Raw genomic sequence first — 22,161 nt, forward strand, 5'->3', positions numbered from 1 at the left:
GGTCTCAGTCCCTTCGGAGGGCGGATTCGAGGACCGCGGCGATCTCGGCCGCCGGGCCCGGATTGAGTACGTCGCTGTGACCGCAGTCCAGTTCGTGCACGTCGAGCGAGGCGGCCACGCGCCGCCAGGCGCCGGTCTTCTCGGCCGTGGTCGGCCAGGTGTCGTGCGTCGCGGAGAAGAGCGTGATGCCGCCCCCGTAGTCGGACGGCCGCCACGTCCGTACGAGCGCGCTGTGGTGCGCGCCGATGTCGACCAGGGTGTGCAGACGGGCCTCCGGGAGGCCGTCGAAGGCGCCCTCGTGGCTGGTGGAGAACACCGTGGCGCGGTCCAGCGGCCCGTCCGGTACCGGTGCGCCGGGCGCGTGGGAGTGCAGCAGGATGCGCAGCATCTCGTCCTCGACGGCGGCGGGGTCCAGCGCAGTGCCGAGGATCTCGTCCGGCATCGGCATGGCGTCCACCACGGCGAGCATCCGCACCTCATCGCCGGCCCGGCGCAGCCGTACCGCCAGCTCGTGGGCGAGGGGCCCGCCGAAGGACCGGCCGAGGAGCAGATACGGTCCGCGCGGCTGGAGTTCACGGACGCGCGGCAGATACAGGTCCGCCATCTCGCCCATGGACGGCGGGAGCCGGTCCACGCCGGTGAGCAGTGCCGGACTCTGGAGGGTGTGTACGGGACGGGCCGGATCGAGGTGCGGCAGCAGGTTCACGTACGACCAGCCGAGGCCGAGCCCCGGGTGGACGCAGATGAGGGGGGTGAGGTCCCCACCGGCCCGCAGGGTGAGCACGGGCGCAAGGCCGGTGTGCTGCGGACCGGCTGTCGCTGTCGCTGTCGTGGACGTGGATGCGGGCCGGTTGCGGCCGGGGCGCAGCGCGATCCGCGGAGCCGGGCCCTTCCCGGACGCCGGCGCGTCGAGCCGGGCGGCGAGAGCGGCCGGGGTGGGGGCGTCGAACAGGGCGGAGAGCGGGATCCGGACCCCGAGCACCGTCTCGATCTTCGACTTCAGGCGCAGCGCGGTCAGCGAATGGCCGCCCGCCAGGAAGAAATCGGTGTCGGGCCCGACCGCCGGGACGCCCAGCACCGTGCCGAACAGGGCGCACAGTTCGCGCTCGCGCGGGGTGCGCGCAGTGCGGTGGCCCGCCGGTTCCCCGGTGGGCCCGGGGTCGGGGAGCGCGGCCCGGTCGACCTTCCCGTGGCGGGTGAGCGGCACCTCCTCGATACGGGCCCACAGGGAGGGCACCAGGTGCGCGGGCAGCTGCTCCGCGGCGTGCGCCCGCGCCCGGTCGAGGGTGCGCTGCCACCGCTCCCCCTCGTCCGGGAGCGCACCGGAACCGTCCAGCGCGCCCTTCGCCGGCACCAGCCAGGCGGCCAGCAGCTTGCCGCCCGCCGCGTCCGGCCGGGCGCCGGCCACGGCCCGCGCGACGCCGGGGCAGCCGTTCAGCACGGTCTCGACCTCGGCGGGTTCCACGCGGAAGCCACGCACCTTGACCTGGTCGTCGGCCCGGCCCGCGAACTCCAGGGCCCCGTCGGGCAGTCGGCGGACCAGGTCCCCGGTGCGGTACATACGGCTGCCCGGCGGCCCGTAGGGATCGGCGACGAACCGCTCCGAGGTGGACACCGGCCGCCCGAGGTAGCCCTGCGCGAGCCCGGCGCCGCCGATGTACAGCTCCCCGGTGGCGCCCGCCGGGACGGGGCGCAGCCGGTCGTCCAGGACATGGGCGCGGGTGTTGTCCAGGGGGCGCCCGATGGGGACGCCGCCCGGCTGACCCGCGGACTCCTCGGTGGCGGTGTGCGCGGTGGCGAACACCGTCGTCTCGGTGGGCCCGTACCCGTTGACGACCACCGTTCCCGGGCAGTGCTCGTGGAGGCGGCGCACGGTGCCGGGCGCGAGGACGTCGCCGCCGGACCACACCTCGCGGAGCCCGCGGAGCGCGTCGGGCGCGATCTCCGCGACGGTGCGCAGCAGTTCGGGGGTGAGCATGAGCGCGGTGACCCCCCGGTCGGGGACCACCCGCTTGAGCAGGTCGGGCGTGACCGCCTCGGCGGGGGCGACGACCACGGTCCCGCCGTTCAGGAGCGGGACCCACACCTCGTACGTCGAGGCGTCGAACGTGTACGGGTTGTGCAGCAGCACCCGGTGGTGGGCGCCGCCCGCGAAGCGGCCGTCGGCGGCGAGTTCGGTGATCGCCCGCTGCGGGACGACCACTCCCTTGGGCTCTCCGGTGGACCCGGAGGTGTAGATCACGCAGGCGGCGGCCCCTGGATGGGCGGCGACCCCGTCGAAGGGCTCCGGGCCGGACTCCTCGGTGACGTCCAGCACCGGGGTGCCGGCGGGCAGCCGGGTCCCGGTGGAGTCCGCCCGCGCGGTGAGAACGAGGGCGGGAGCCGCCGCGGCCAGCAGCCGGGCCAGCCGCTCCGGCGGATGCGCCGGGTCGAGGGGGAGCCAGCAGGCGCCCGCCTTCAGGACCGCGAGCTGGGCGACGACCATGGACGCAGACCGGGGCAGCAGGAGGCCCACGGTCCGCCCCGGCGCCACACCGGCCCGGACGAGCCGGCCCGCCAGTTCGTCGGACGCGGCGTCGAGCCGGGCGTAGCTGAGGATCTCGCCGTCCGCGTCGACGGCCGGTGCGTCCGGGGTACGGGCCGCCTGGGCGGCGAACCGCCCGGTCACGGTGGCGGGCGCGGCGGGCGCCCTGGACGGGCCGTCGGCCAGGGACAGCAGCTCGTGCCGCTCCGCGACGGGCAGCGCGTCGATGTCGTCCACGGGTGTCCGCGGCGAACGGGCCAGCTGCTCCAGTACATGGGCCAGGCGGCCGGTGACCGCGGTCGCCGCGATGCCCCGGCGGCAGCTCACCGACAGCAGCAGCCGGTCCTCGGCGACCGCCGCGATCGTGACCGGGTAGTGCGTCGCGTCCGACACCTTCGCCAGGTGTACCGCGCCGGGGGCGTCGTCGCTCCCGTCGGTCCGCGGGAAGTTCTCGAAGGCGATGATCGAATCGAAGAGTTCACCGACCCCCACGGCGCGCTGCACCTCGGCGGCGCGGGCGTGGTGGTGGGCCAGCAGCCGGGACTGCTCGTCCTGGATCCTGCGCAGCAGCTCGTCCACCCGCTCGCCGTCCCGCAGACGGACCCGTACCGGCAGGGTGTTGATGAACAGGCCCACCATCGACTCGACGCCGGGCAGGTCGTGCGGGCGCCCCGAGACGACCGCGCCGAAGACCAGGTCGCGGGAGCCGGTCAGTCTGGCCAGCACCAGGGCCCAGGAGACCTGCACCAGGGTGTTGAGGGTGACGCCCGCGGCGGCGGCCCGCCGGACCAGCATCGCGGTGAGATCAGTGGTCAGCCACACCTGGGACCGGTCGGGTGCCGTGTCGTCCGGCCCGGCGGGAGCCAGCAGCGCGGGCCGTTCCAGGCCCTCCAATGCCTCGCACCACGCGGCCTCGGCCCTGTTCCGGTCCTGGCCGCCCAGCCACACCAGATAGTCCCGGTAGGGCGCGGCGGGCGGCAGCGGCCGCCCTGCCACGAGGGCCGCGAGGTCCCGTTCGATGACCGGCATCGACCAGCCGTCCAGGAGGATGTGGTGGAAGGACACGACCAGTTCGCCGCCGGTGTCGCCGCGCAGGAACGTGGCACGCACCAGCGGCGGGCGGGCCAGGTCGAAGCGGAGTGCCGCGTCCTCGCGCAGCACCTCCTCCGTCCGTACGCGCGCCTCGTCCGGGGCGAGGCCCCTCAGGTCCACGTCGGCCCACGGCACCGTGACCGCCTTGGGCACGACCTGGACCGGCCGGTCCAGGCGCTCGTGCCGGAAGCAGGAGCGCAGGTTGGGATGCCGGTCCAGGAGTGCGGTGACCGAGGCCCGTACCGTCTCCTCGGCGGTTCCCGGGCCGATCCGGAACCGGGCCTGCACCAGATAGGGGTCGGGTCCCGCGGTCTGCCGGGCGGCGTGGAAGAGCAGGCCCTCCTGGAGCGGGGAGAGCGGCAGTACGTCCGCGATGCGCGCGTTCATCGTCGTTCCCCTTCTTCTTCGTCGTGCGCGGCGTCGAGGCCGTCGAGGTCGCCGAAGTCCATGTCCTGCGCGAGCAGTTCGAGCTGGTCCCCGGTGAGGTCGACGAGCGGGAAGTCGGACGGGGTGTGGACGGATACGCTGTCCGGCCCGCAGTGGTCCGCGAGGACGCCGAGCGCCTCGGACCACGCCCCGGCCAGTGCGCGTGCCTCGTCCCGCGTGAACACCCCCGACGGGTACGAGAAGCTCGCCTCCACCAGGAGCTCGCCGTTCTCCTCGCGGGCCAGCACGTCCACCTCCAGGGTGTGCGCGAGCGGCACGGCGTCCGGCCCGAGGTCGAGCAGCCGGCCGCCCGCCGCGTCGGTCGCGGTGAACCGGCCCAGATAGTTGAAGCGGACATCGGGTGCGGGCAGTGCGGCGAGTGCCGGGCCGGTCTCCGGGTGGAGATGGCGGAGCAGTCCCCAGCCGAGCCCGCCGGAGGGCACCGCCCGCAACTGCTCCTTGACGCACTTCAGGGCCTCTCCCGGCCGGCCGCCGGGTTCCATCGAGGCGGCACCGATGTCCAGCCGGACCGGGTACTGCGTGGTGAACCAGCCGACGGTGCCCGACACGTCGACCTGGGTGGAGATGACCTCCCGTCCATGGCCCTCCAGATGGACGAGCAGAGCGGATCCGGTTCCCCGCCGCCGGACGGCCGCCGCGGTCAGCGCGGTCAGCATCACCGCGTCGGGACGGCAGTTGAAGTCGGCCGGCAGGGTGACGAGCACACTCCGGGAGAGCTCGGGGCCCAGCTCGAAGGTGAGCGTCTCGCGGCGCCCGCCCGGCTCCCGGTCGCCGGTGAGCCGAGCCGCACCGTCCGCCAGCTGCCTTTCCCACCAGGGGAGTTCACCGGTGCGCAGGGCGGCTTCCCGGGACAGCAGCCGGGACCACCGGGTGAACGACGCGATGCTCGCGGGCGTCGCCCCGTCCCCGGAGCGCCGTTCGAGCGCGGCGGCGAGTTCCTGGCCGAGCACCCGCCAGGAGAACCCGTCGACGGCCAGGTGGTGCACGGTCAGGACCACGGCGCCGGGCCGGCCGGACCCGGGGTCCAGCCACACCGCCCGGACCATCTCGCAGTCCTCGGGCCGCAGGGTGGCGGTGCGTGCCAGCTCCGTCGCCCGGGAGTGCAGATCGGTGTCCGCCGCGACGGCCAGCCGGACGGCTCGCGCCCCGGCCGGAGCGCTCTCGGCGGGCACCTCCAGCTCCCAGCCGGCGTCGCCGTCGCGCACCAGCCGCATGCGCAGCGCGGCGTGCCGCTCGGTCAGGGCGGCGACGGCCTCCTCGACCGCGTCGAGTCCGGTGCCGGGCGCCAGCGGGAACAGCATGGACTGGGTGAACACCGAGGTGTCCACGGCCTGTTCGCGCCACCAGTGCATCATCGGGGTGAGCGGCAGCCGCCCGGTTCCGGTGTCCGCCTCCGCCGGGGCGTCGGCGTCGGGCGTCCGCGCCAGCACGGCCAGCCGGGCGGGGGTGCGTACGGTGAACACGTCGTGCGGCGAGAGCACCAGACCGGCCGCCCGCGCCCGCGCGGCGAACTGGATCGCCATGATGCTGTCACCGCCGAGACGGAAGAAGTCGTCGTCGGCACCGGCCTGTTCGAGATCCAGCAGCTCGGCGAAGAGCCCGCACAGGATCTCCTCGCGCGCCGACCCCGGGAGCCGGACGGTGTCCCCGGTCCGCCTCGCCGGCGCAGGCAGGGCGTCCCGGTCGAGCTTTCCGTGGGACGAGAGCGGCAGTGCGTCCAGAGTGACCACGGCCGCCGGGACCATCGCCGCGGGCAGGCGCTCGGCGGCGTGCAGGAGCAGCGCCTCCTCGTCGCTCCGCGCGCCCGGCGCGGGCACCACGTACGCGACGAGCTGCGCGGCGCCCCGGTCGTGCCGTACGACGGCCACCGCCCGCTCCACGGCGGGGTGTTCCACCAGGGCGGCGGCGATCTCGCCCGGCTCGATCCGCAGCCCGCGCAGCTTCACCTGCTCGTCGCCGCGCCCGAGGTAGTACGTGATGCCGCTGTCGTCCCGGTGGACGAGGTCGCCGGTGCGGTACATGCGGCTGCCGGGCGGACCGTAGGGGTCGGCGACGAACCGTTCGGCGGTGAGCGCGGCACGCCCCAGGTAGCCGCGGGCCAGCGCGTCACCCGCGAGGTAGAGCTCGCCGCCCGTCCCGGCCGGGACCGGCCGCAGCCGCTCGTCCAGGACGTAGGCCGTGGTGCCCGCCACCGCTGTGCCGATGGGTGGCGCCGTTCCGTCGGCGGACAGCGGCCCGGAGCTGGTCGAGACGACGGTGGATTCGGTCGGCCCGTAGGCGTTGTGGAACCGCCGTCCCCCGACGGCCCAGCGGGCCACCAGGTCAGGCGGGCAGGCCTCCGCGCCGACGACGAGCGCGCGCAGCAGCGGGTGCGGTCCGGCCGGCACCGTCGCGAGCACGGACGGCGGGACGAACGCGCAGGAGATCCGCCGCTCCGTCAGCACCCGCCCGAGGTCCGCGCCCACGAGCGGTCCGGGGGGCGGCAGCACCAGGGTCCCGCCCGAGCCGAAGGCCATGCACAGCTCGCCGACGGAGATGTCGAAGGACGGCGGCCCGAGCTGGAGCACCCGGCTGCCGGCGTCCAGCGCGACGCCGTCCACCAGGCTCCTGGTGAGCCCGGCCACCCCGGCATGGGTGACCAGCACGCCCTTGGGAGTGCCGGTGGTGCCGGACGTGTGGATGACATGGGCGACGTCGTGGGGCTCCGGGCCACCGGGCGGCAGCGGTGCTCCGGACCAGGAGTCCTCGTCGAGGACCAGCGCCGGCAGGTCCGTCTCCAGGGGCGCGGCGCCCGGTCCGGTGATCAGGAGCACGGGCGCGGCCTCGTCGAGGACCCGGCGGGTGCGCCCGGCCGGGTGGGCGGGGTCGAGCGGCAGATACGCGGCGCCGGCGCGCTGGACGGCCAGCGCCGCCACCGGCCAGTCGCTGCCGCGGGCGAGGGCGAGCGCCACGATCCGCCCGGGGCCGGCACCGAGGCGCACCAGCCGGCCGGCCAGCCGGGCGACCCGGTCGTCCAGCTGGGCGTAGCTCAGGGTGCGCCCCGCCGACTCGACGGCCGGGGCGTCCGGCGTGCGGGCCGCCTGCCGGGTCACCAGAGCGGGCAGTGAGACGGGGGCGGGAGCGGCGGCCCCGGCGGAATGGGCCAGCAGTTCACCGCGCATGGCCGCGGGCACCAGGTCGATGTCCCCGACGAGCGCCGTGGGGTCGGCGGTGATCTGCCGCAGCAGCTCGACGTAGCACTGCGTCCAGCGGGCCACCGTCGCCGGGCTGAAGACGTCGGTACGCAGACCGAAGCTGCCCTCCATGCCGTCGCCGCTGTCCTTCACCACACCGACGAGGTCGTGCTCGCCACCGGTGTGGATGCGCTCGGGCTCCGCGAACTCCTTCATCACCGTGACGCTTGGCTGCTGCGTCAGGTGCATGAACACCCACTGGTAGAGCGGGGCCCGGCCCGCGCTGCGCTCGGGCGCGGCCGCCGACACGATCCGGCCGACCGGCACGTCCGCGTTGGCCATCAGATCCGGGAAGTCGACGGCGAACCCGGCGAGCACATCCGCGAACGACCGGTCCGGGCGCACCTGCCAGCGGGTCGGCACGGCGTTCATGACGTACCCGATGACCTGGTCGAGGCCCTTGGCCGCACGGTTGGCGATCGGGGTGCCGATCACCAGGTCGTCGGCGCCGCTGACCCGGTGCGCCAGGACGGCGAAGGCGGCCATGAGGACGACGTAGACGGAGGCGCCGCGCTCCCGGGCCAGGGCCCGGACGGCGGCGGTGGTCGCCGCGTCGATGTGGAAGGGGACGTTCGCGATGCCGTCGCCCTCGGCGGTGGTGCCGGTGCCGGCACCCGGCACGGTCAGCGGACCGGGCGGGTCGGCGAGATAGCGGCGCCAGAAGTCGAGCCGGCTCCCGAAGACCCCGGCCTCCACCAGTTCGCTCTGCCAGGACGAGAAGTCGGCGTACTGGACCCCGGGCCGGGTGAGGGGCGGCTCCAGACCGTCGCGCAGGGCGCCGTACGCCTGGGCGAACTCGTTCTGCAGCACATCGAACGACCACCAGTCGCTGATGGTGTGGTGCAGGCTCAGCATCAGGGTGGAACGCCGTTCGCCGACCCGGACGAACCGGGCCCGGATCAGCTTGTCCCGGCCCAGGTCGAAGGGGCGGTTGCGGAAGGCCTCGAAGGCCTCGTCGATCGTCCCGCCGGTGCCCCGAAGATCCTCGTGCTCCAGGCCGAAGGCCCCGTCGTCGGGGAACTCGACATGCAGCTCGCCCGACGGGTCCGTCACGATCCGGGTCCGCAGGATGTCGTGGTGACGCTGGATCAGGGTCAGCGCCGCCTCCAGATGCGCCGGGTCGACGGGCCGTTCGAAGTGGTAGGCGGCGCACAGATTGAGCGCCGGGGTGCCGGGATACAGCGAGTCGTACACCCACAGGTCGTGCTGCGCGGGGCTGAGCGGCACCCGGCGGGCCGGGTCGCGCGGCGGTATGACGGCGGGTATCTCACGGGCCCGCCCCGCCTCCAGGAGGCGGCGCATCAGCCGGACCCGCTGCTCGCGGCCGAGTGCGCCGAACCGGTCGGCCATGGAGGGGGACGCCGCGCCCGGAACGGGGCGCGAGACGGTGGGGGCGCTCATCACAGGTTCTCTTTCAGTTCGGCCAGCCGGTGCAGACCGGCCAGTACGTCGTCCCGTCCGATACCGAAGTCGATGAAGCAGGCGACCTCGTCGACGCCCAGCTCGGCCAGATCGGCGAGCATCTTGGCGCAGTGGCCGGGAGAGCCGAGCAGACTGCCCCAGCTCAGATAGCGTTCGAAGGCGAAGTCGGCCATCATCGCGGTCTGTTCCTCGGTGAGCTGCGCGGTCGTGGGGTCCGCGGACCGGTTGGCGGCCGTCTGGCGGACGTACGAGGCGAGATAGGTCTTGAGCGGGGCGCCCGCCATCCGGCGGACCTCCGCGTCGTCGGCGCCGACGTAGGTGTGGGCCATGAGCGTGACCCGGCCGTGTGCGTCGGTGCCCCGTTGGTCGGGGGCCGCGGCGCAGGCGGCGCGGTAGCGGGCGATCTTCTCGGCCAGCTCCTCCCGGCTCTGCCCGACCGTCGCGCCGAGCACTCCGGCGCGCAGCCCGCCGGCCGCCTCCCAGGTCTCCGGGTTGCCGGACGTGGTGACCCACAGCGGCAAGGTGTCCTGCACGGGGCGGGGCTGGGGTGTCACGGAGACCGGGGTGCCGGTGCCGTCGGGGTACTCGGCGGCCTCGCCCGCCCAGAGCGCCCGCAGTCTGGGGATGGTCTCCAGGGCGGTCCGCCGCCGGTCGGCGTACTGCTCGGGGGCCAGCGTGAAGTCCTTGGAGTGCCAGCCGGTGGCGACGGAGAGGCCGACCCGCCCGTGCGAGAGGTTGTCCACGACGGCCCAGTCCTCCGCCACCCGCAGCGGGTGGTGGAGCGGCAGGACGACGCTGCCCGCACGGATCCCGATCCGCTCGGTGGCGACGGCGAGTGCCGCGCTGAGCACCGGAGGGCTGGGGAAGACCTGCCCCACCTGCTGGAAGTGGCGTTCGGGGGTCCAGACGGCGTGGAACCCGAGCCGGTCGGCCGTACGGGCCACGGCGAGGATGTCCTCGTACGTCTCGGTGTGCCGGGCCTCGCCGGCGGTGGTGCTGTCCGCACCGAAGAACATCACACTGAGGTCCACTGCCGCTCCTCCTGCTTCCTGCTGGGCTGGGTCTGCGTCTGGGCCTGGGTCTGGGTCTGTGTCTCAGGGCGCCGGGGCACCCGGGGACGGCGGGGGATCGGGGCGGGGGCGACCGGTCCGGGCAGGGCGGACGCCCGTTCCAGCTCGGCCGCGAAGGCGGCGACCGTGGGTGCGGCGAACAGCTGGGCCACGGTCACCGGCCGGCCGGCGCCGAGCCGGGCCACGACGCGTACCGCGCGCAGGGAGTTGCCGCCGAGGGCGAAGAAGTCGTCGTGCGGGCCGGCGCTCGGCACGCCGAGGACCTCGCACCACACGGCGGCGGTCTCCCGCTCCAGCGCGGTCATCGGGCGTTCGGCACTGTCCCGTCGTCGGATCGGCGCGGTGATCAGGTCGCCCTGGCCGGCCCGCCGGGGCGGCGCGTCGATCCCCAGCCGCGACAGCGGCGCGTCGGGAGCGGCCGCGGCCGCCTCCAGGACCTCGGGGAGGGCGCGTGCCAGCCACTGGACGAAGTCCGCCTCCAGCGCGTCGGCGCGGTACTCGAAGGTCAGGGTCAGCCCGTCCGGCGCACCGTCCGCCGTGGTGGAGTCCGTGACGTCCACCAGGAGTTCGAACCGGGCGGCGCCGGTGCGCACGACCTCGACGCCGTGCTCGGCACCCGGCAGGGTGACCTCGGCCCGTGCGTTGTTCTGGAGCGCGAGGACCACGTCGGTGAACGGCTGACGGCCGGGGGAGCGCGGTGGGTTGAGGGCCCCGACCACGTCCTCGAACGGCACGTCCTGGTGGCCGAACGCGGCCAGGTCCGTCTCCCGCACCCGGGCGAGCAGCTCCGCCGCCGTGGGGTCGCCGGACAGATCGGTGCGCAGCACCAGCATGTTGACGAAGAACCCGACGACGTCCTCGACGCTGCCGTCCCCGGCCCGGCCCGCCACCGGTGCGCCGACCGCCAGGTCCTCGTCCGCACCGGCCCGCACCAGCACGGTGGCCAGCGCGGCGTGCAGCGCCATGAAGAGGGTGGCGCCCAGGGCGCGGGCCGACTCGACGACCCGGGCGTGGGCCGCCGCGTCCAGCCGGCACACCACGGTCCCGGCGGCCGGGCCGGGTACGGCGGGCCGCCCGGTGCGACGGGGCAGCAGCGGGCCGCCGGCCGGCAGCCCGTCCAGCTCCTTGCGCCAGTACGTGAGCTGACGGGCGGCGAGCGCGTGCGGATCGGACGGCGAGCCGAGCCGGTCGAGCTGCTGACGGGCGTGCTCCGCGTACGGGACGGTGAGCGGCGCGAGCCCGGCGTCGGTGCCAGCGGCCCGTGCCGCGTAGGCGCGGGACAGATCGCGGAAGAGCGGCCGCAGGGACCACCCGTCACCGGCGATGTGATGGACCAGCACCAGGAGCGCGTGCTCGTCAGGCCGCTCCCGGCTGGTGAACAGGGTCGCCCGCAAGGGGAGTTCGGTACGCAGGTCGAAGCGGTGGCGGGCCTCCCGCGCGATCTCCCGGTCCACCGAGTCCCCGGCGACGCGCAGATGACGCAGGGGCGGCCGTGCGGCCGTCCCGCTCAGCACCCGCCGTACGGGGGCGCCGTCGGCCTCCTCGAAGACGGTCCGGAGCACTTCGTGCCGGTCGGCGACCTCGGCCAGGGCGTCACCCAGCGCGGCCGCGTCGACCGCGCCCCGCAGGCGCACCAGCATCGGCAGGTTGTACGCGGCGCCCGCCCCGATCCGGTCCAGGAACCACAGCCGGTGCTGCGCGTGCGAGACCGGAAGCGCACCGGAGGCGGTGCCGGTCGCGGGAGCGGCGACGGGCGCCGGGGGAGCGGTGTCGACGAACAGGGCGAGCAGCGCCGGGGTGGGCGCCTCGAACAGCACGCGGATGTCGATCTCGGCGCCGAGCACGGTACGGATCCGGCCCAGCAGCCGTGCGGCGAGCAGGGAGTGGCCGCCGAGCGAGAAGAAGTCGTCGTCCGGGCCGACCGCCTCCGCGCGGAGCACCTGGGCGAAGAGGCCGCACAGCGCGGCCACGGTCCCGCTCGCCGCCGCCCGCCCGGCCGGGACCGCCGCGGCTCCGGGCTCCGGCAGGGCGGCCCGGTCCAGCTTCCCGCTGGGGGTCAGCGGCAGCGCGTCCAGCGGTACGAAGACGGCCGGCACCAGGTAGTCGGCCAGCACGCTGCTCGCGTACGCGCGTAACTCCGCTTCGCGGAAGCCCTGTCGGCCGCCGCGCGGCACGACGTACGCGGTCAGCTGGCGGTCGCCCGCCGGGTGTTCATGGGCGATGACCGCCGCCCGGTCGATGCCGGGATGCCTGGCCAGTACGCTCTCGACCTCACCCGGCTCCACCCGGAAGCCCCGGATCTTCACCTGGCTGTCGGCCCGTCCCAGGTATTCGAGGACCCCGTCCGCGCGTCGCCGCCCCAGGTCACCGGTGCGGTAGACGCGCTCGCCGGACGGGGCGGCGACGAAGCGTTCGGCGGTCAGCGCGGGCCGCCCCCGGTACTCACGGGCGAGGCCCGCCCCGGCGGCGTAGATCTCACCGGTCCCGCCGTCCGGGACCGGACGCAGCTCCTCGTCGAGCACGAACAGCCGCTTGCCGGCCAGTGGACGGCCGATCGGCACCGGGTCGTCGCCGAGTCCGGCGAGGGACACCGGGTGGACGGTCAGGAAGACCATGCACTCGACGGGTCCGTATCCGTTGCTCAGCCGCAGGTCCGGGCGGTGTTCCAGGGCGCGGGCCGCATGTGGTGCGGACAGTGCCTCGCCGCCCACCACGAGTTCCCGCAGCCCGTCCAGTACCCGCGGGTACTCGTCGACGACGACGTTGAAGAGGGAGGCGGACAGGTACATGGAGGTGATGCCGTGCTCGGCGACGAGCCGCGCCATCAGGAAGGGTTCGGGCCGCCGCCCCGGGTGCAGGACGCAGGTCCCGCCGTTCATGAGCGGCCCCCACAGTTCCAGGGCGAACGCGTCCCAGGACAGCGGCGCGCACTGGAGCCAGACGGCGCCGGGGCCGAAGGACGCGAAGTCCTGTCCGGTGAGGGTGGAGGTGAGCGCGTGGTGCGAGGCGGCGATGCCCTTCGGCCGCCCGGTGGATCCGGAGGTGAACATCACGCACGCGATGTCGTCCGGCCGGACCTGGACGGTGCCGCGCGGCAGCGGCGGCGCCCCCGGAGCGTCCTCGATGTGCACCTGTGCCACGCCGAGCCCCTCGGGCGCCGTGCCCCGGGCCGACACGACCAGGGCCGTTCCCGCGTCCTCGGCCATCGCGCGCAGCCGTCCGGCGGGGAAGCCGGGATCGAGCATCACATAGCCGGCCCCCGCCTTGAGGATGCCGAGCACCGACACGACGAGCGCGGCGGAGCGCTCCAGGTACACCCCGACCGTGTCACCGGCCCGGATGCCCCGCGCGACCAGCAGAGCTGCCAACCGGTCGGCCCGTATGTCGAGTTCGGCGTAGGTGATCCGTTCGTCGCCGTCGATCAGCGCGGTCGCGCCGGGCGCCGGCGCCACCTGCTCCTCGAACAGCTCATGCGTGCACCTCATCGCGGTCACCTCCCTGGTGGTCGCTCTGTCCGACCGGCTCCCGCGGCGCGTCGAGATCGGGCAGCAGGGTGTCGATGTCCCTGATCGAACGGCTGGCGAGCCCCCAGACGGCGACCGCGGTCCCGCCGATGCCGGCCAGGAACAACATGGCCGCCATACCGCTGCCCGGAGAGTCGCCGACGAGGGGCCCGAGCACGGTGAAGAGGCCGGAACCCTGGGCGGCCTGCGGTTCGAAGACGTGGTCGGCGAGCGGTCCGGAGACCGCCATGGCCACGGGTACGGAGATCTGCGACAGAAACATCACCGCGCCGAAGACCCGGCCCTGCCATTCATGGGGGACCTTGGTCTGCACGATCGTCTGCATCGAGGCGTTGACCACGGTCATGAGCAGCGCGCCGACCAGGATGGCCAGGCACCAGCCGGTCACCCCGCCCATCAGGCCCATCACCACCAGGCCGGAGAGACACATGCCGACCACGCCGAGCATCATGCCCCGGCCCCGGTTCGCGGGGCCGCCCCAGGCCGCCATCAGCAGGGCGCCGGCCACCCCGCCGACCCCGACCGAGGTGTTGACGGCGGCGAGCGCGCCGTTCCCGGCCCGGAGCAGCACCATCGGCGAGATGAGGGCGAAGCCGAAGACCATGACCAGATTGACGACACAGAAGTTGATGATCAGGTCGCGCAGGCTGGGCACCCGGAACAGATAGCGCAGCCCCTCGACGGAGTCGGCCATGATCCGCCGCCGCGGTGCGCCGGGCTTCTTCGACACCCGGTCGCCGGCGAAGCGCACGATCCGGACGCCGATGAGGGCGAACGCGTAGCTCGCCACGTCGACCAGGAGGGTCGGGCCGATCCCGAAGAGCGCGAGCAGGAGACCGCCCAGCGCCGGGCCGCCGATTCCGGCGGCGCTCTTCGCGCCCGCCAACAGGCCGTTGGTACGGTCGAGTTGGTCCTTGCGGACCAGCAGGGGAACGGCCGACGACAGGGCCGGGAACTGGAAGGCGGCACAGACACCGAGCAGCACGGCGGCCGGATAGACCTGCCACGCCTGGAACGCGCCGAGGTAGTGGGACAGGGCCAGCGAACCCACGACGAGGAGCCCGCCGGCATCGGCTATCTGAAGCGCGGCGCGCTTGGATATCCGGTCGACGATTGCGCCCGCAATGGGACTGAATACGGCCTGCGGCAGCATGGCGCACAGCGAGAGGATGGTGACGGCGGTCGCCCGCTGACCGGACGACCACACCTCGACGATAAAGGCGAACCGGACCGCCGCGCTGCCTGCCAGGGATACCGCCTGACCCGACCAGACAAGGAGAAAGGGGCCCATTCCCGAGAAACGGCCGGGAATATCGTTTGATGTCCGGGCGCCCATCAGGATTCGGGTCCGCTGTGTACCGGCTTCCGGCGCATCGCGCCGCCGCCGTCGAATGGTTTGGTTACCACGCCTCAATCTCCCGGATGTCGCATCACCTGCGGATCACCACGGATCCCTGTCTGAATCGAACGGGGTCATCATGCGGCCACCGATTACCGCTGCGTTCCCTTGGCGAATGAGGGAACGGGAACGAAGCGGGAACGGATCGGGAGGGAACCGGGAGCCGGGACGGCAAGGGTCGTTGCGTAGTTTTCTGGAGTAAGGAGTACTCAAGTGAAGGACCCCAGGGATCGTTCTCCCGACGGGACGGAGCTGCGCCAGGCCTTCGCGGACCTGACCACCGTGGAGCGGTGGGCCGAGCATGTCGCGTCCGGCGTCCATTCCCGCCCGTACGCCGCACCGGAGTCCTTGGAGGGCCCCCAGCTCAGCGTCGAGACCAGAACCGAGGACGGCATGCACACGGTCGCCGGGATCGTGGAGTGGCCACCCGGGGACGACGCCGGCGTGGCCGTCCTGGACGAGGCGGAGCGCGCGGTGCTCCGCTCCCTCGTGAGATCGCTGCTCGACCTGGCCGGCCATGAGTCGGGAACCGCCCGTACCCGCGTGGTGCTCACGCCCGTAGGCCCCCGCGTCACCGCCTGCCAGCTCGACGTGGACTAGTCGTGCTCTGAGGGCTGTCCCGTGGCACAAGCGTTTCCGGTCCGTTCCCGCGGCAGTTCCCAGCGGCGGTATCGGGGCAGGAACGGACCGGGAACGCCGGTCAGCAACATCAGTGGTGTCGGGAAGCGGAACACCGCAGAAACCCACAGACACTACTTAGGGGCGGGACCATGGGACACAAGCTTGCTGGGCTCTCCGGAATCATCGCGGCGACGCTGGCCTTCGGTATCGGCGTCACGGTCGAGGCGGGTCAGTCGCACAGCCCCCGGAGCACTCAGCAGGTTGTGGCCGACGACAAGGGCCCGACGGTGATCGGCACCCACACGCTTGCCGACGACAAGGGCCCCACGGTCGTCGTCACCCCCAAGGACGACAAGGGCCCGACGGTGATCGGCACCCACGTACTCGCCGACGACAAGGGCCCCACCGTCATCGTCGCCACCCCCGACGACGACAAGGGCCCCACCGTCATCACCGACACGACCAACGACGACAAGGGCCCGACGTCCCCCGCCATGTGATGCCGCGCCTCGGCAGTCACGCCCCGCACCGGAGCCACGGTGCGGGGCGCGGTGCTGTTCCGGGGCGGTGGGACGACGTGCCCTGGCGGGGTGCTGCTACGGCGGCCGGCCGTCAGCCGCGACGGTGACCCTTCAGCACACCCATCCCGGCGAAGAGCTTCTCGGCCTCGGCCCGGTGGCGGACCGCGTCCGGCGTGTCACCGAGGGCGTCGGCCATGCCCGCGAGGGCGTAGGCCTCCTCGATGCGGTAGCTGAGGGACGAGGCGAGTTCATGGGCGTGGGTGTGCAGCGCGAGCGCCGCCGCCGTGTCGCCCTGACGCCGGCGCAGCCGGCCCACCACGTTCTCCACCTTGGCCCGGCGCAGGGGCGAGGAGTTCGTGCGCATCAGGTCGAGGGCCCGCTCCGCCTGGTCCGGGTCCCGGGGCGGCCGGCCCAGCAGGTTCTCCACATCGGCGGACAGCGCCAGGGTCAGGGCGAGGTTCACCTCGTTGCCGGCGTCCCCGTACAGTCCGCGGGCCTCCGCCAGGCAGCGGTCGGCCTCCTCGTAGGCACCCAGGCCGACATGGGCGAAGGCGAGGTCGGTGATGGCTCCGGGCAGCCCCTCGTGCTGCCCCAGCTGCCGGCTCAGTTCGGCCGACCGCAGCGCCGCGTCCCGCGCCTCCTCGTACCGTCCCCACTGTTCGTAGAGCGTGCTCAGGATGGTCAGGCTCTCGGCCTCCGCGCGCGGCATGTCCAGGTCGCGTTCGTGCGCGATCGCCGTCTCCATGTGGCCCAGGGCCTCGGAGAAGTCGCCGAGCAGGCTGTTGAACTGGCCGAGGATGCTCTCGCTGTGGGCCTGGGTGTGCAGGTCGCCGAGTCGGATCGCGACGTCCCGGCTCTCCCGGGCGGCTTCGAGCCCCTCGGTGAGACGGCCGAGTTTCCAGCAGGCGACGCCCAGGTTGGAGAGGCTCACCCCCAGCAGCGCCAGGTCCTGGAGCCGCCCGGCGGCGGCGACCGCGACCCGGCTCAGCTCGCCGAAGTCCTCCAGGAGACCGAGGTCGTTGAGCTGGAAGACGAGATTGCGCGACAGGCACACCACGTAGCGGTCGTGGCCCTTGCGTTCGGCGAGCGTGACGGCCGCGAGGAGCGCCGTCTGCTCGCGCAGGAACCACTTGCGTGCCCGCTCGGCGGTGCCGAGGTCGGGCAGTTCGGCGGTGGAGGGCGGGATGCCGGTGCTGCGCCGGCGCCGCCCGGAGTAGAGGAGATCGCACGCCTCTTCGGTGGCGGTCAGGTAGTAGCCCAACAGCCGCTCCACCGCACCGGAGTCCTCGCGGGACTCGACGAGCAGGCTCTGCGCGAAGCTGCGGACCAGGTCGTGGAAGGTGTAGAGGCCGATCTCCGGCTGCTGCACGAGATGGACGTCGAGCAGCATCTCCAGCAGGTCTTCCGCGTCCCGGGCGCCCGTGCCGAGCAGCGCACCGGCGGCGTGGATGTCCATGTCGCTGCCCGGGTGCAGCGCCAGCGTCGAGAACGCGTTCCGGCACTCCTCGTCCAGGGCCTGGTAGGACAGGCGCAGGGTGGCGGAGACGCTGCGGGCGCCCGAGCTGAGCTCGTCGAGTCTTCGGGTCTCGTCGCGCAGCCGTTCGGCCAGGTACTGGAGGGTCCAGCGCGGGCGGTTGCGGAGCCGGGCGGTGGCGATCCGCAGGGCGAGGGGGAGGTGACCGCAGAGCTGCGCGAGCTCGGCGGCGGCCTCGGGCTCGGCGGCGACGCGCTGGGCACCGAGCGTCTCGGCGACCAGCATCGCGCTGTCCTGAGGCGGCATCACCCCGATGGAGATCCACCGCGCGCCGTCCAGATCGACCAGCCGGGCCCGGCTGGTGACCATGATCAGGCTGCCGGGGGAGGCGGGCAGGAGCGGGCGGATGGCGGCGGCGTCCGCCGCGTTGTCGAAGAGGATCAGCAGCTGCTTGCCGACCAGGGTGGCCCGCCACAGGGCGGTTCGCGCGGGTACGTCGTCGGGGATGAGGTTGCCGGGGACGCCGAGGGCCCGCAGCAGACTGTCGAGCGCCATGCCCGCGGTCACCGGCTGGTCGCCCGGCGTGTACCCGCGCAGGTCTATGTGGAGCTGGCCGTCCGGGTACTCCGGCGCGAGCCGGTGCGCCGCCCGCACCGCGAGCGAGGTCTTGCCGCAGCCCCCCATGCCGTCGATGGCCACGATCTGCGGGCCCAGCTCACCGCCGTCCTTGGCGGCACGCAGGATCTCGGCCAGTTCCCGGTCCCGTCCGGTGAAGTCCGCGAGGTCGTACGGGAGGGTGCTGGGGGGTTCGGCGGGCAGCGCCACGGACACGACCGGGGCGGCAGTCGGCTCGGGCCCGGCCAGTTCGGGGCTGTCCCGGAGGATGCCCTCGTACAGCTTGGTCAGATGGGGGCCGGGATCGATGCCGAGTTCCTCCACGAGGAGCTCGCGCACCCTGCCGTACTCCTCCAGCGCCTCGGCCTGCCGCCCGGACCGGTACAGGGCGATCATCAACTGGCCGCGCAGGGACTCGCGCAACGGGTTCTGCTGGACCAGTTCCCGCAGTTCCACGACGAGTTCGGAGGCCTCGCCGAGTCCCAGGTGGAGTTCGAAGAGCTGTTCCGCCGCGGTCAGCCGGCGCTCCTCGATGGACGTCGACGCGGCCTCGATGACCGGACCGCCGTCGCCCGACAGAACAGGCCCCCGCCACAGGGCGAGGGCGCCGCGCAATATCTCGGCGGCTTCGGCCGTACGGCCCTCGGACGCCGTCAGCTTCGCTTTCCGGATCAGTAGGCCAAATTCAGCCAAGTCGATATCGCATTGTTCGTCGGCGACGCGATAGCCGGGCCCATCTGTGAGCAGGACGTGGGCACCCCCCGGTATCCGCCTTCGGAGATCCGCGACCGCTTTGCGTACTTGGTGGGGCGCTGTCGGCGGTGGTTCTTCGTCCCAGGCCGCCTCGACCAGCCGGGAAACCGGAAGTACCTTTCCGGGCTCCAGGAGCAGAGTGGCCAGAACTCGCTCCTGGATGACGCCCCCCAGCCGGAGCCGCGTTCCGTTCGACCACCCCTCTATCGGGCCAAGAATGTTGAAACGCAGACGAACCTCTTCCGCTGTAGACACGCATCCTCCCCCTCAGCTCTGCCCACCCGCAGCTCTACCCAGGCGCGAGGCGATCGTAGCCCCTGGGTGAAGGAAGTCGCGGTACTGCACCGGGAAGACTTCGGGAATGGCTCGATGGAAGCTGTTCATCGACGGCAGGCCTTCGCTGCCACGGAGAGTACGGAGCGTGAGCGGGCCGGAAAGATCCCGGTCCCGGGCGCGCGTTCCGGACAGTCCTGGGAGGCCGGGCAACCGGCTATTGCATTTTCTGAGCAAGTGGAGACCGAGGAGACAATGATGAATTCCCAGCCTGCACCCGGGCTTGACGCTCTGCTGCAGAATGCGCGCAGACGTGCGGGGCTCACTCAGGAACAGCTCGCGGGGCTTTCCACGGTGAGCGTACGGGCCATTCGAGACCTGGAGCTGGGGAGGGTCCAGCACCCGCGCAGGGAAACGCTGAAGCTCCTCGCCAATGCCATGAGACTGAGTGACGCGCGACGCGTCGAGCTCGAACTCGCCGTCGACGCGAAGGCCGTGGGCCGGGTCTTCCAGGACATCTACGGGGCGGACCTCGCCACACCGCCTCCCGCGCTGCGTCCACTGGTGGGGCGGCGCCCGGAACTGGAGGCGTTGACAGCCCGGTTGAGCACGGATCACGAGCGGCTGCTGACGCTGGTGGGCCTGCCGGGAGTGGGGAAGTCGCGGCTCGCCCAGGAGGCCGCCTCCCTCATCCACGCCCGCGACCGGGTTCCCGTGCTGTGGGTCTGCCTGGACGACTCGGCCGAGACCGCCGAAGCGGCCCCCCGCGGCCCGCAGTCGACCGTGGCCGGCTGGGTGCGCGCACTCGTCCGCGACGGCGAGGAATTCGAGGAGCTGGCCACACTCATCGGATCCAAGGCGACCCTGATCGTGCTGGACGGTCACGATGTGTCACCGGACGTCACTCCTCGGCTGCTGAGTCTGCTGCGTGTCTGCGAGCGCCTGAAAATACTCACCACCACCGACCGGCCGGTGCAGTTGCCCGGCGGGCGGCTGCTGCCACTGGCGCCGCTCGCGGTGCCGTCCGCCGCCGATCTGGCCGTCGAGACGGCCGGCGACACCCTCGTCGCGGACCGGCACGCCGTCGAGCTGACGCTCTCCCATGTCAGTTACATGCGCCCCGACTTCCTCCCCACGGACGCCGTCGTCACCACCGTGGCCCACATCTGCCGGGCGCTGGACGGGATGCCGCAGGCACTGGAGGCCGCGGCCTCGTGGCTGCTGCTGTACTCCCCCCAGCAGCTCCTGGACATCGCCCGCACCACACCGCTGGTCCTGCTCGACGGCGTCACGCCCGCCGACCCCGCCGCCGGCCCCACCCTGAGCGAGCGGCTCACCGCCGCCGTCACGGGGCTCGCCCCGCAGGCGGCCGCTCTGCTCCGCACACTGGCGATCCTGGAGGACCCGTGGTCGGTGGACGACGCCGCACGCGTCTGCGGAACCTCGCTGGCCGGGACCGCCCGTGATGTGCACGCCCTGCTGGTCCGCGGCCTGATCCGCCGGCTGCCCGCCACGGCGGGCGACTCGGTGGGCTTCACGGTGCTCAACCTGGTCCGTGCGGTGCTCGCGGCGGAGCGGGAGACGGCGCCCGCCGCTCTCGTCCCGGTACTCGTCGACTAGGGCCTGTATTGGGTTGTCCCGCGCCCTCGGTCTCGTCCCGCCCCTGCTCTCGGTCTCGTCCCGCCCCCTGCTCCCGGCCTCGTCCCGTCCCCCGTTCTCGTCCTCGTGAAAGGCACCCCACCCATGCGCAATCTGCTCTCGCTCGCCGATCTCACGCCCGCCGAGCTGGACCACCTCGTCCGGCGTGCCGTCTCGTTCGGCCGCGACGGCATCGTGCCGAAGCCGCTGGCCGGACGCCAGGTCGGCCTCTACTTCCGCAAGTCCTCGACCCGGACCCGTACATCCTTCTGGAGCGGGGCCACCCGGCTCGGCGCCGATGTGATCACCTTCGGTCCGAACGAGCTCCAGCTCACCACCGGCGAGACGGTGGAGGACACCGCCCGGGTCCTCGGCCAGTACCTCGACGCCCTCGTCGTACGGACCAACGGGGACGCGGACGAGATCCGCCGGCTCGGCAGCAGCGAGGACCTGGCCGTCGTCAACGCCCTGAGCCTGGACGAGCACCCGACCCAGGCGATCGCCGATCTCGCCACGCTCACCGAGCGGTTCGGCTCGCTCGACGGTCTGCACCTCCTCGCCGTCGGTGAGGGCAACAGCTCCGGCGCGGCCCTCGCGCTCGCCGCCGCACTCACCCCCGGCCTGCGCCTCACCCTGCTGTGCCCGCAGGGATACGAAGTACCGAAGGACATCCTGGACCTGGCGGCGGAACTCAACGGCGGCAAGGCCCTGGTGACCCAGATCGTGACGCCCGACGAGGTCGAGGGCCCGGTGGACGCGGTGTACACCAGCCGGTGGCAGACCATGGGCGTGACGAAGGAGAACCCCGACTGGCTCAGCGACTTCGACGGCTTCCAGATCAACCGCGGCTTCCTGGAGCGCTTCGGCGGCCCGCGGACCGTCTTCCTGCACGACCTGCCCGCGGTCCGGGGCGAGGAGGTCACCGACGAGGTGCTCGACGGCCCCGCCAGCCTGGCCTGGCGCCAGGCCCACCACAAGATGACCGCCGCCGCGGCGGTCCTGGAGTGGTGCGTCGTCGGCGCCCAGGACTGACCGCCCGACCCGCGCTCAGCGGGCCGGGCCGGGCCGGGCGTACGCACGAAGCTCCCGGCAGCCATGGGGTCCCCATCGGAACCCCATGGCTGCCGGGAGCTTTCCGCGTACGCCCGCCGACTTTCCACGCACGCGCGGGAAGGGCGGGTGCGAGACGCGATAAGCGCCGCGCACCCGCCCTTCCGGCACGGGACGAACAGCCGGTTCAGCCACTCATCGCCGCGACGACCGAACGCGGCCGCATGTCGGTCCAGTTCGCCTCGATGTATTCGCCGCACTCCTGCTTGCTGCCCTCCGCCTTCACCAGTTCCCAGCCCGCCGGCTGCTGGATCCGGGCCGGCCACAGCGAATACTGGCCCTCCTCGTTGGCCAGCACCACATAGCGGCCCTGAGGGTCCTCGAACGGGTTGGTTGCCATGATCTCCACCTCGGTTTGACGAAGGTATGCATTCGGTCGTCGGGTCTGACTGATTTCTTTTCGCCTGCATCAAAGGCTAGGAGCCGCGGACCGGTTCGCCGGGCA

At 73.1% G+C, this 22,161-nt stretch carries 11 protein-coding genes; 4 read left to right on the forward strand and 7 right to left on the reverse strand.

Going from position 1 to position 22,161, the window contains the following annotated elements; genetic code table 11:
• Nucleotides 1–4 precede the first annotated feature (4 nt).
• Genes ACZ6S6_RS34730 through ACZ6S6_RS34750 form a run of 5 tightly spaced genes read right to left on the reverse strand, consistent with a single transcriptional unit; the run spans nt 5 to nt 14,603 of the window.
• Nucleotides 5–4,003 (reverse strand): non-ribosomal peptide synthetase, encoded by a 3,999-nt coding sequence (locus ACZ6S6_RS34730; protein ID WP_469708968.1) that lies wholly within the window; start codon nt 4,001–4,003, stop codon nt 5–7.
• Entirely contained in the window at nt 4,000–8,697 is a 4,698-nt protein-coding gene (locus ACZ6S6_RS34735) for an amino acid adenylation domain-containing protein (RefSeq protein ID WP_469708969.1), read from the reverse strand. The genes ACZ6S6_RS34730 and ACZ6S6_RS34735 overlap by 4 nt, the downstream gene beginning before the upstream one ends.
• Nucleotides 8,697–9,749, reverse strand: a complete 1,053-nt coding sequence (locus tag ACZ6S6_RS34740; protein WP_362961850.1) for a MupA/Atu3671 family FMN-dependent luciferase-like monooxygenase — start codon at nt 9,747–9,749, stop codon at nt 8,697–8,699. Before ACZ6S6_RS34740 ends, ACZ6S6_RS34735 begins: the two co-directional genes overlap by 1 nt.
• Nucleotides 9,734–13,273 carry an amino acid adenylation domain-containing protein gene (locus ACZ6S6_RS34745; RefSeq protein ID WP_469708971.1) on the reverse strand — a complete coding sequence of 1,180 codons (3,540 nt, stop codon included), beginning with the start codon at nt 13,271–13,273 and terminating at the stop codon, nt 9,734–9,736. The genes ACZ6S6_RS34740 and ACZ6S6_RS34745 overlap by 16 nt, the downstream gene beginning before the upstream one ends.
• Nucleotides 13,257–14,603 (reverse strand): MFS transporter, encoded by a 1,347-nt coding sequence (locus ACZ6S6_RS34750; RefSeq protein WP_469708973.1) that lies wholly within the window; start codon nt 14,601–14,603, stop codon nt 13,257–13,259. The genes ACZ6S6_RS34745 and ACZ6S6_RS34750 overlap by 17 nt, the downstream gene beginning before the upstream one ends.
• Before the next feature lie 321 nt (nt 14,604–14,924).
• On the opposite strand from ACZ6S6_RS34750, the gene ACZ6S6_RS34755 reads away from it, so the two are divergent.
• Nucleotides 14,925–15,311, forward strand: coding sequence for a hypothetical protein (locus ACZ6S6_RS34755; protein WP_362961844.1), 387 nt, complete (start codon nt 14,925–14,927; stop codon nt 15,309–15,311).
• Nucleotides 15,312–15,481: 170 nt separating this feature from the next.
• The gene (locus ACZ6S6_RS34760; RefSeq protein ID WP_362961842.1) at nt 15,482–15,832 is read left to right on the forward strand and encodes a hypothetical protein; all 351 of its coding nucleotides are present in this window, start codon (nt 15,482–15,484) and stop codon (nt 15,830–15,832) included.
• A 112-nt stretch (nt 15,833–15,944) separates the two neighbouring features.
• Here the strand turns inward: ACZ6S6_RS34760 and ACZ6S6_RS34765 are convergent, their stop codons facing one another.
• Nucleotides 15,945–18,635, reverse strand: a complete 2,691-nt coding sequence (locus ACZ6S6_RS34765; RefSeq protein ID WP_362961840.1) for a BTAD domain-containing putative transcriptional regulator — start codon at nt 18,633–18,635, stop codon at nt 15,945–15,947.
• 591 nt (nt 18,636–19,226) lie between these two features.
• On the opposite strand from ACZ6S6_RS34765, the gene ACZ6S6_RS34770 reads away from it, so the two are divergent.
• Together ACZ6S6_RS34770 and ACZ6S6_RS34775 are read left to right on the forward strand one after the other, a co-directional pair.
• Nucleotides 19,227–20,588 carry an AAA family ATPase gene (locus ACZ6S6_RS34770; protein ID WP_469708975.1) on the forward strand — a complete coding sequence of 454 codons (1,362 nt, stop codon included), beginning with the start codon at nt 19,227–19,229 and terminating at the stop codon, nt 20,586–20,588.
• Nucleotides 20,589–20,711: 123 nt separating this feature from the next.
• A complete protein-coding gene (locus tag ACZ6S6_RS34775) occupies nt 20,712–21,638 on the forward strand; it encodes an ornithine carbamoyltransferase (protein WP_362961836.1) in 927 nt (308 codons plus the stop codon).
• A gap of 205 nt (nt 21,639–21,843) precedes the next feature.
• Here the strand turns inward: ACZ6S6_RS34775 and ACZ6S6_RS34780 are convergent, their stop codons facing one another.
• A complete protein-coding gene (locus tag ACZ6S6_RS34780; RefSeq protein WP_362961834.1) occupies nt 21,844–22,056 on the reverse strand; it encodes an MbtH family protein in 213 nt (70 codons plus the stop codon).
• Nucleotides 22,057–22,161 lie beyond the last annotated feature (105 nt).

The sequence above is a fragment of the Streptomyces sp. NPDC048671 genome, from assembly GCF_055587045.1.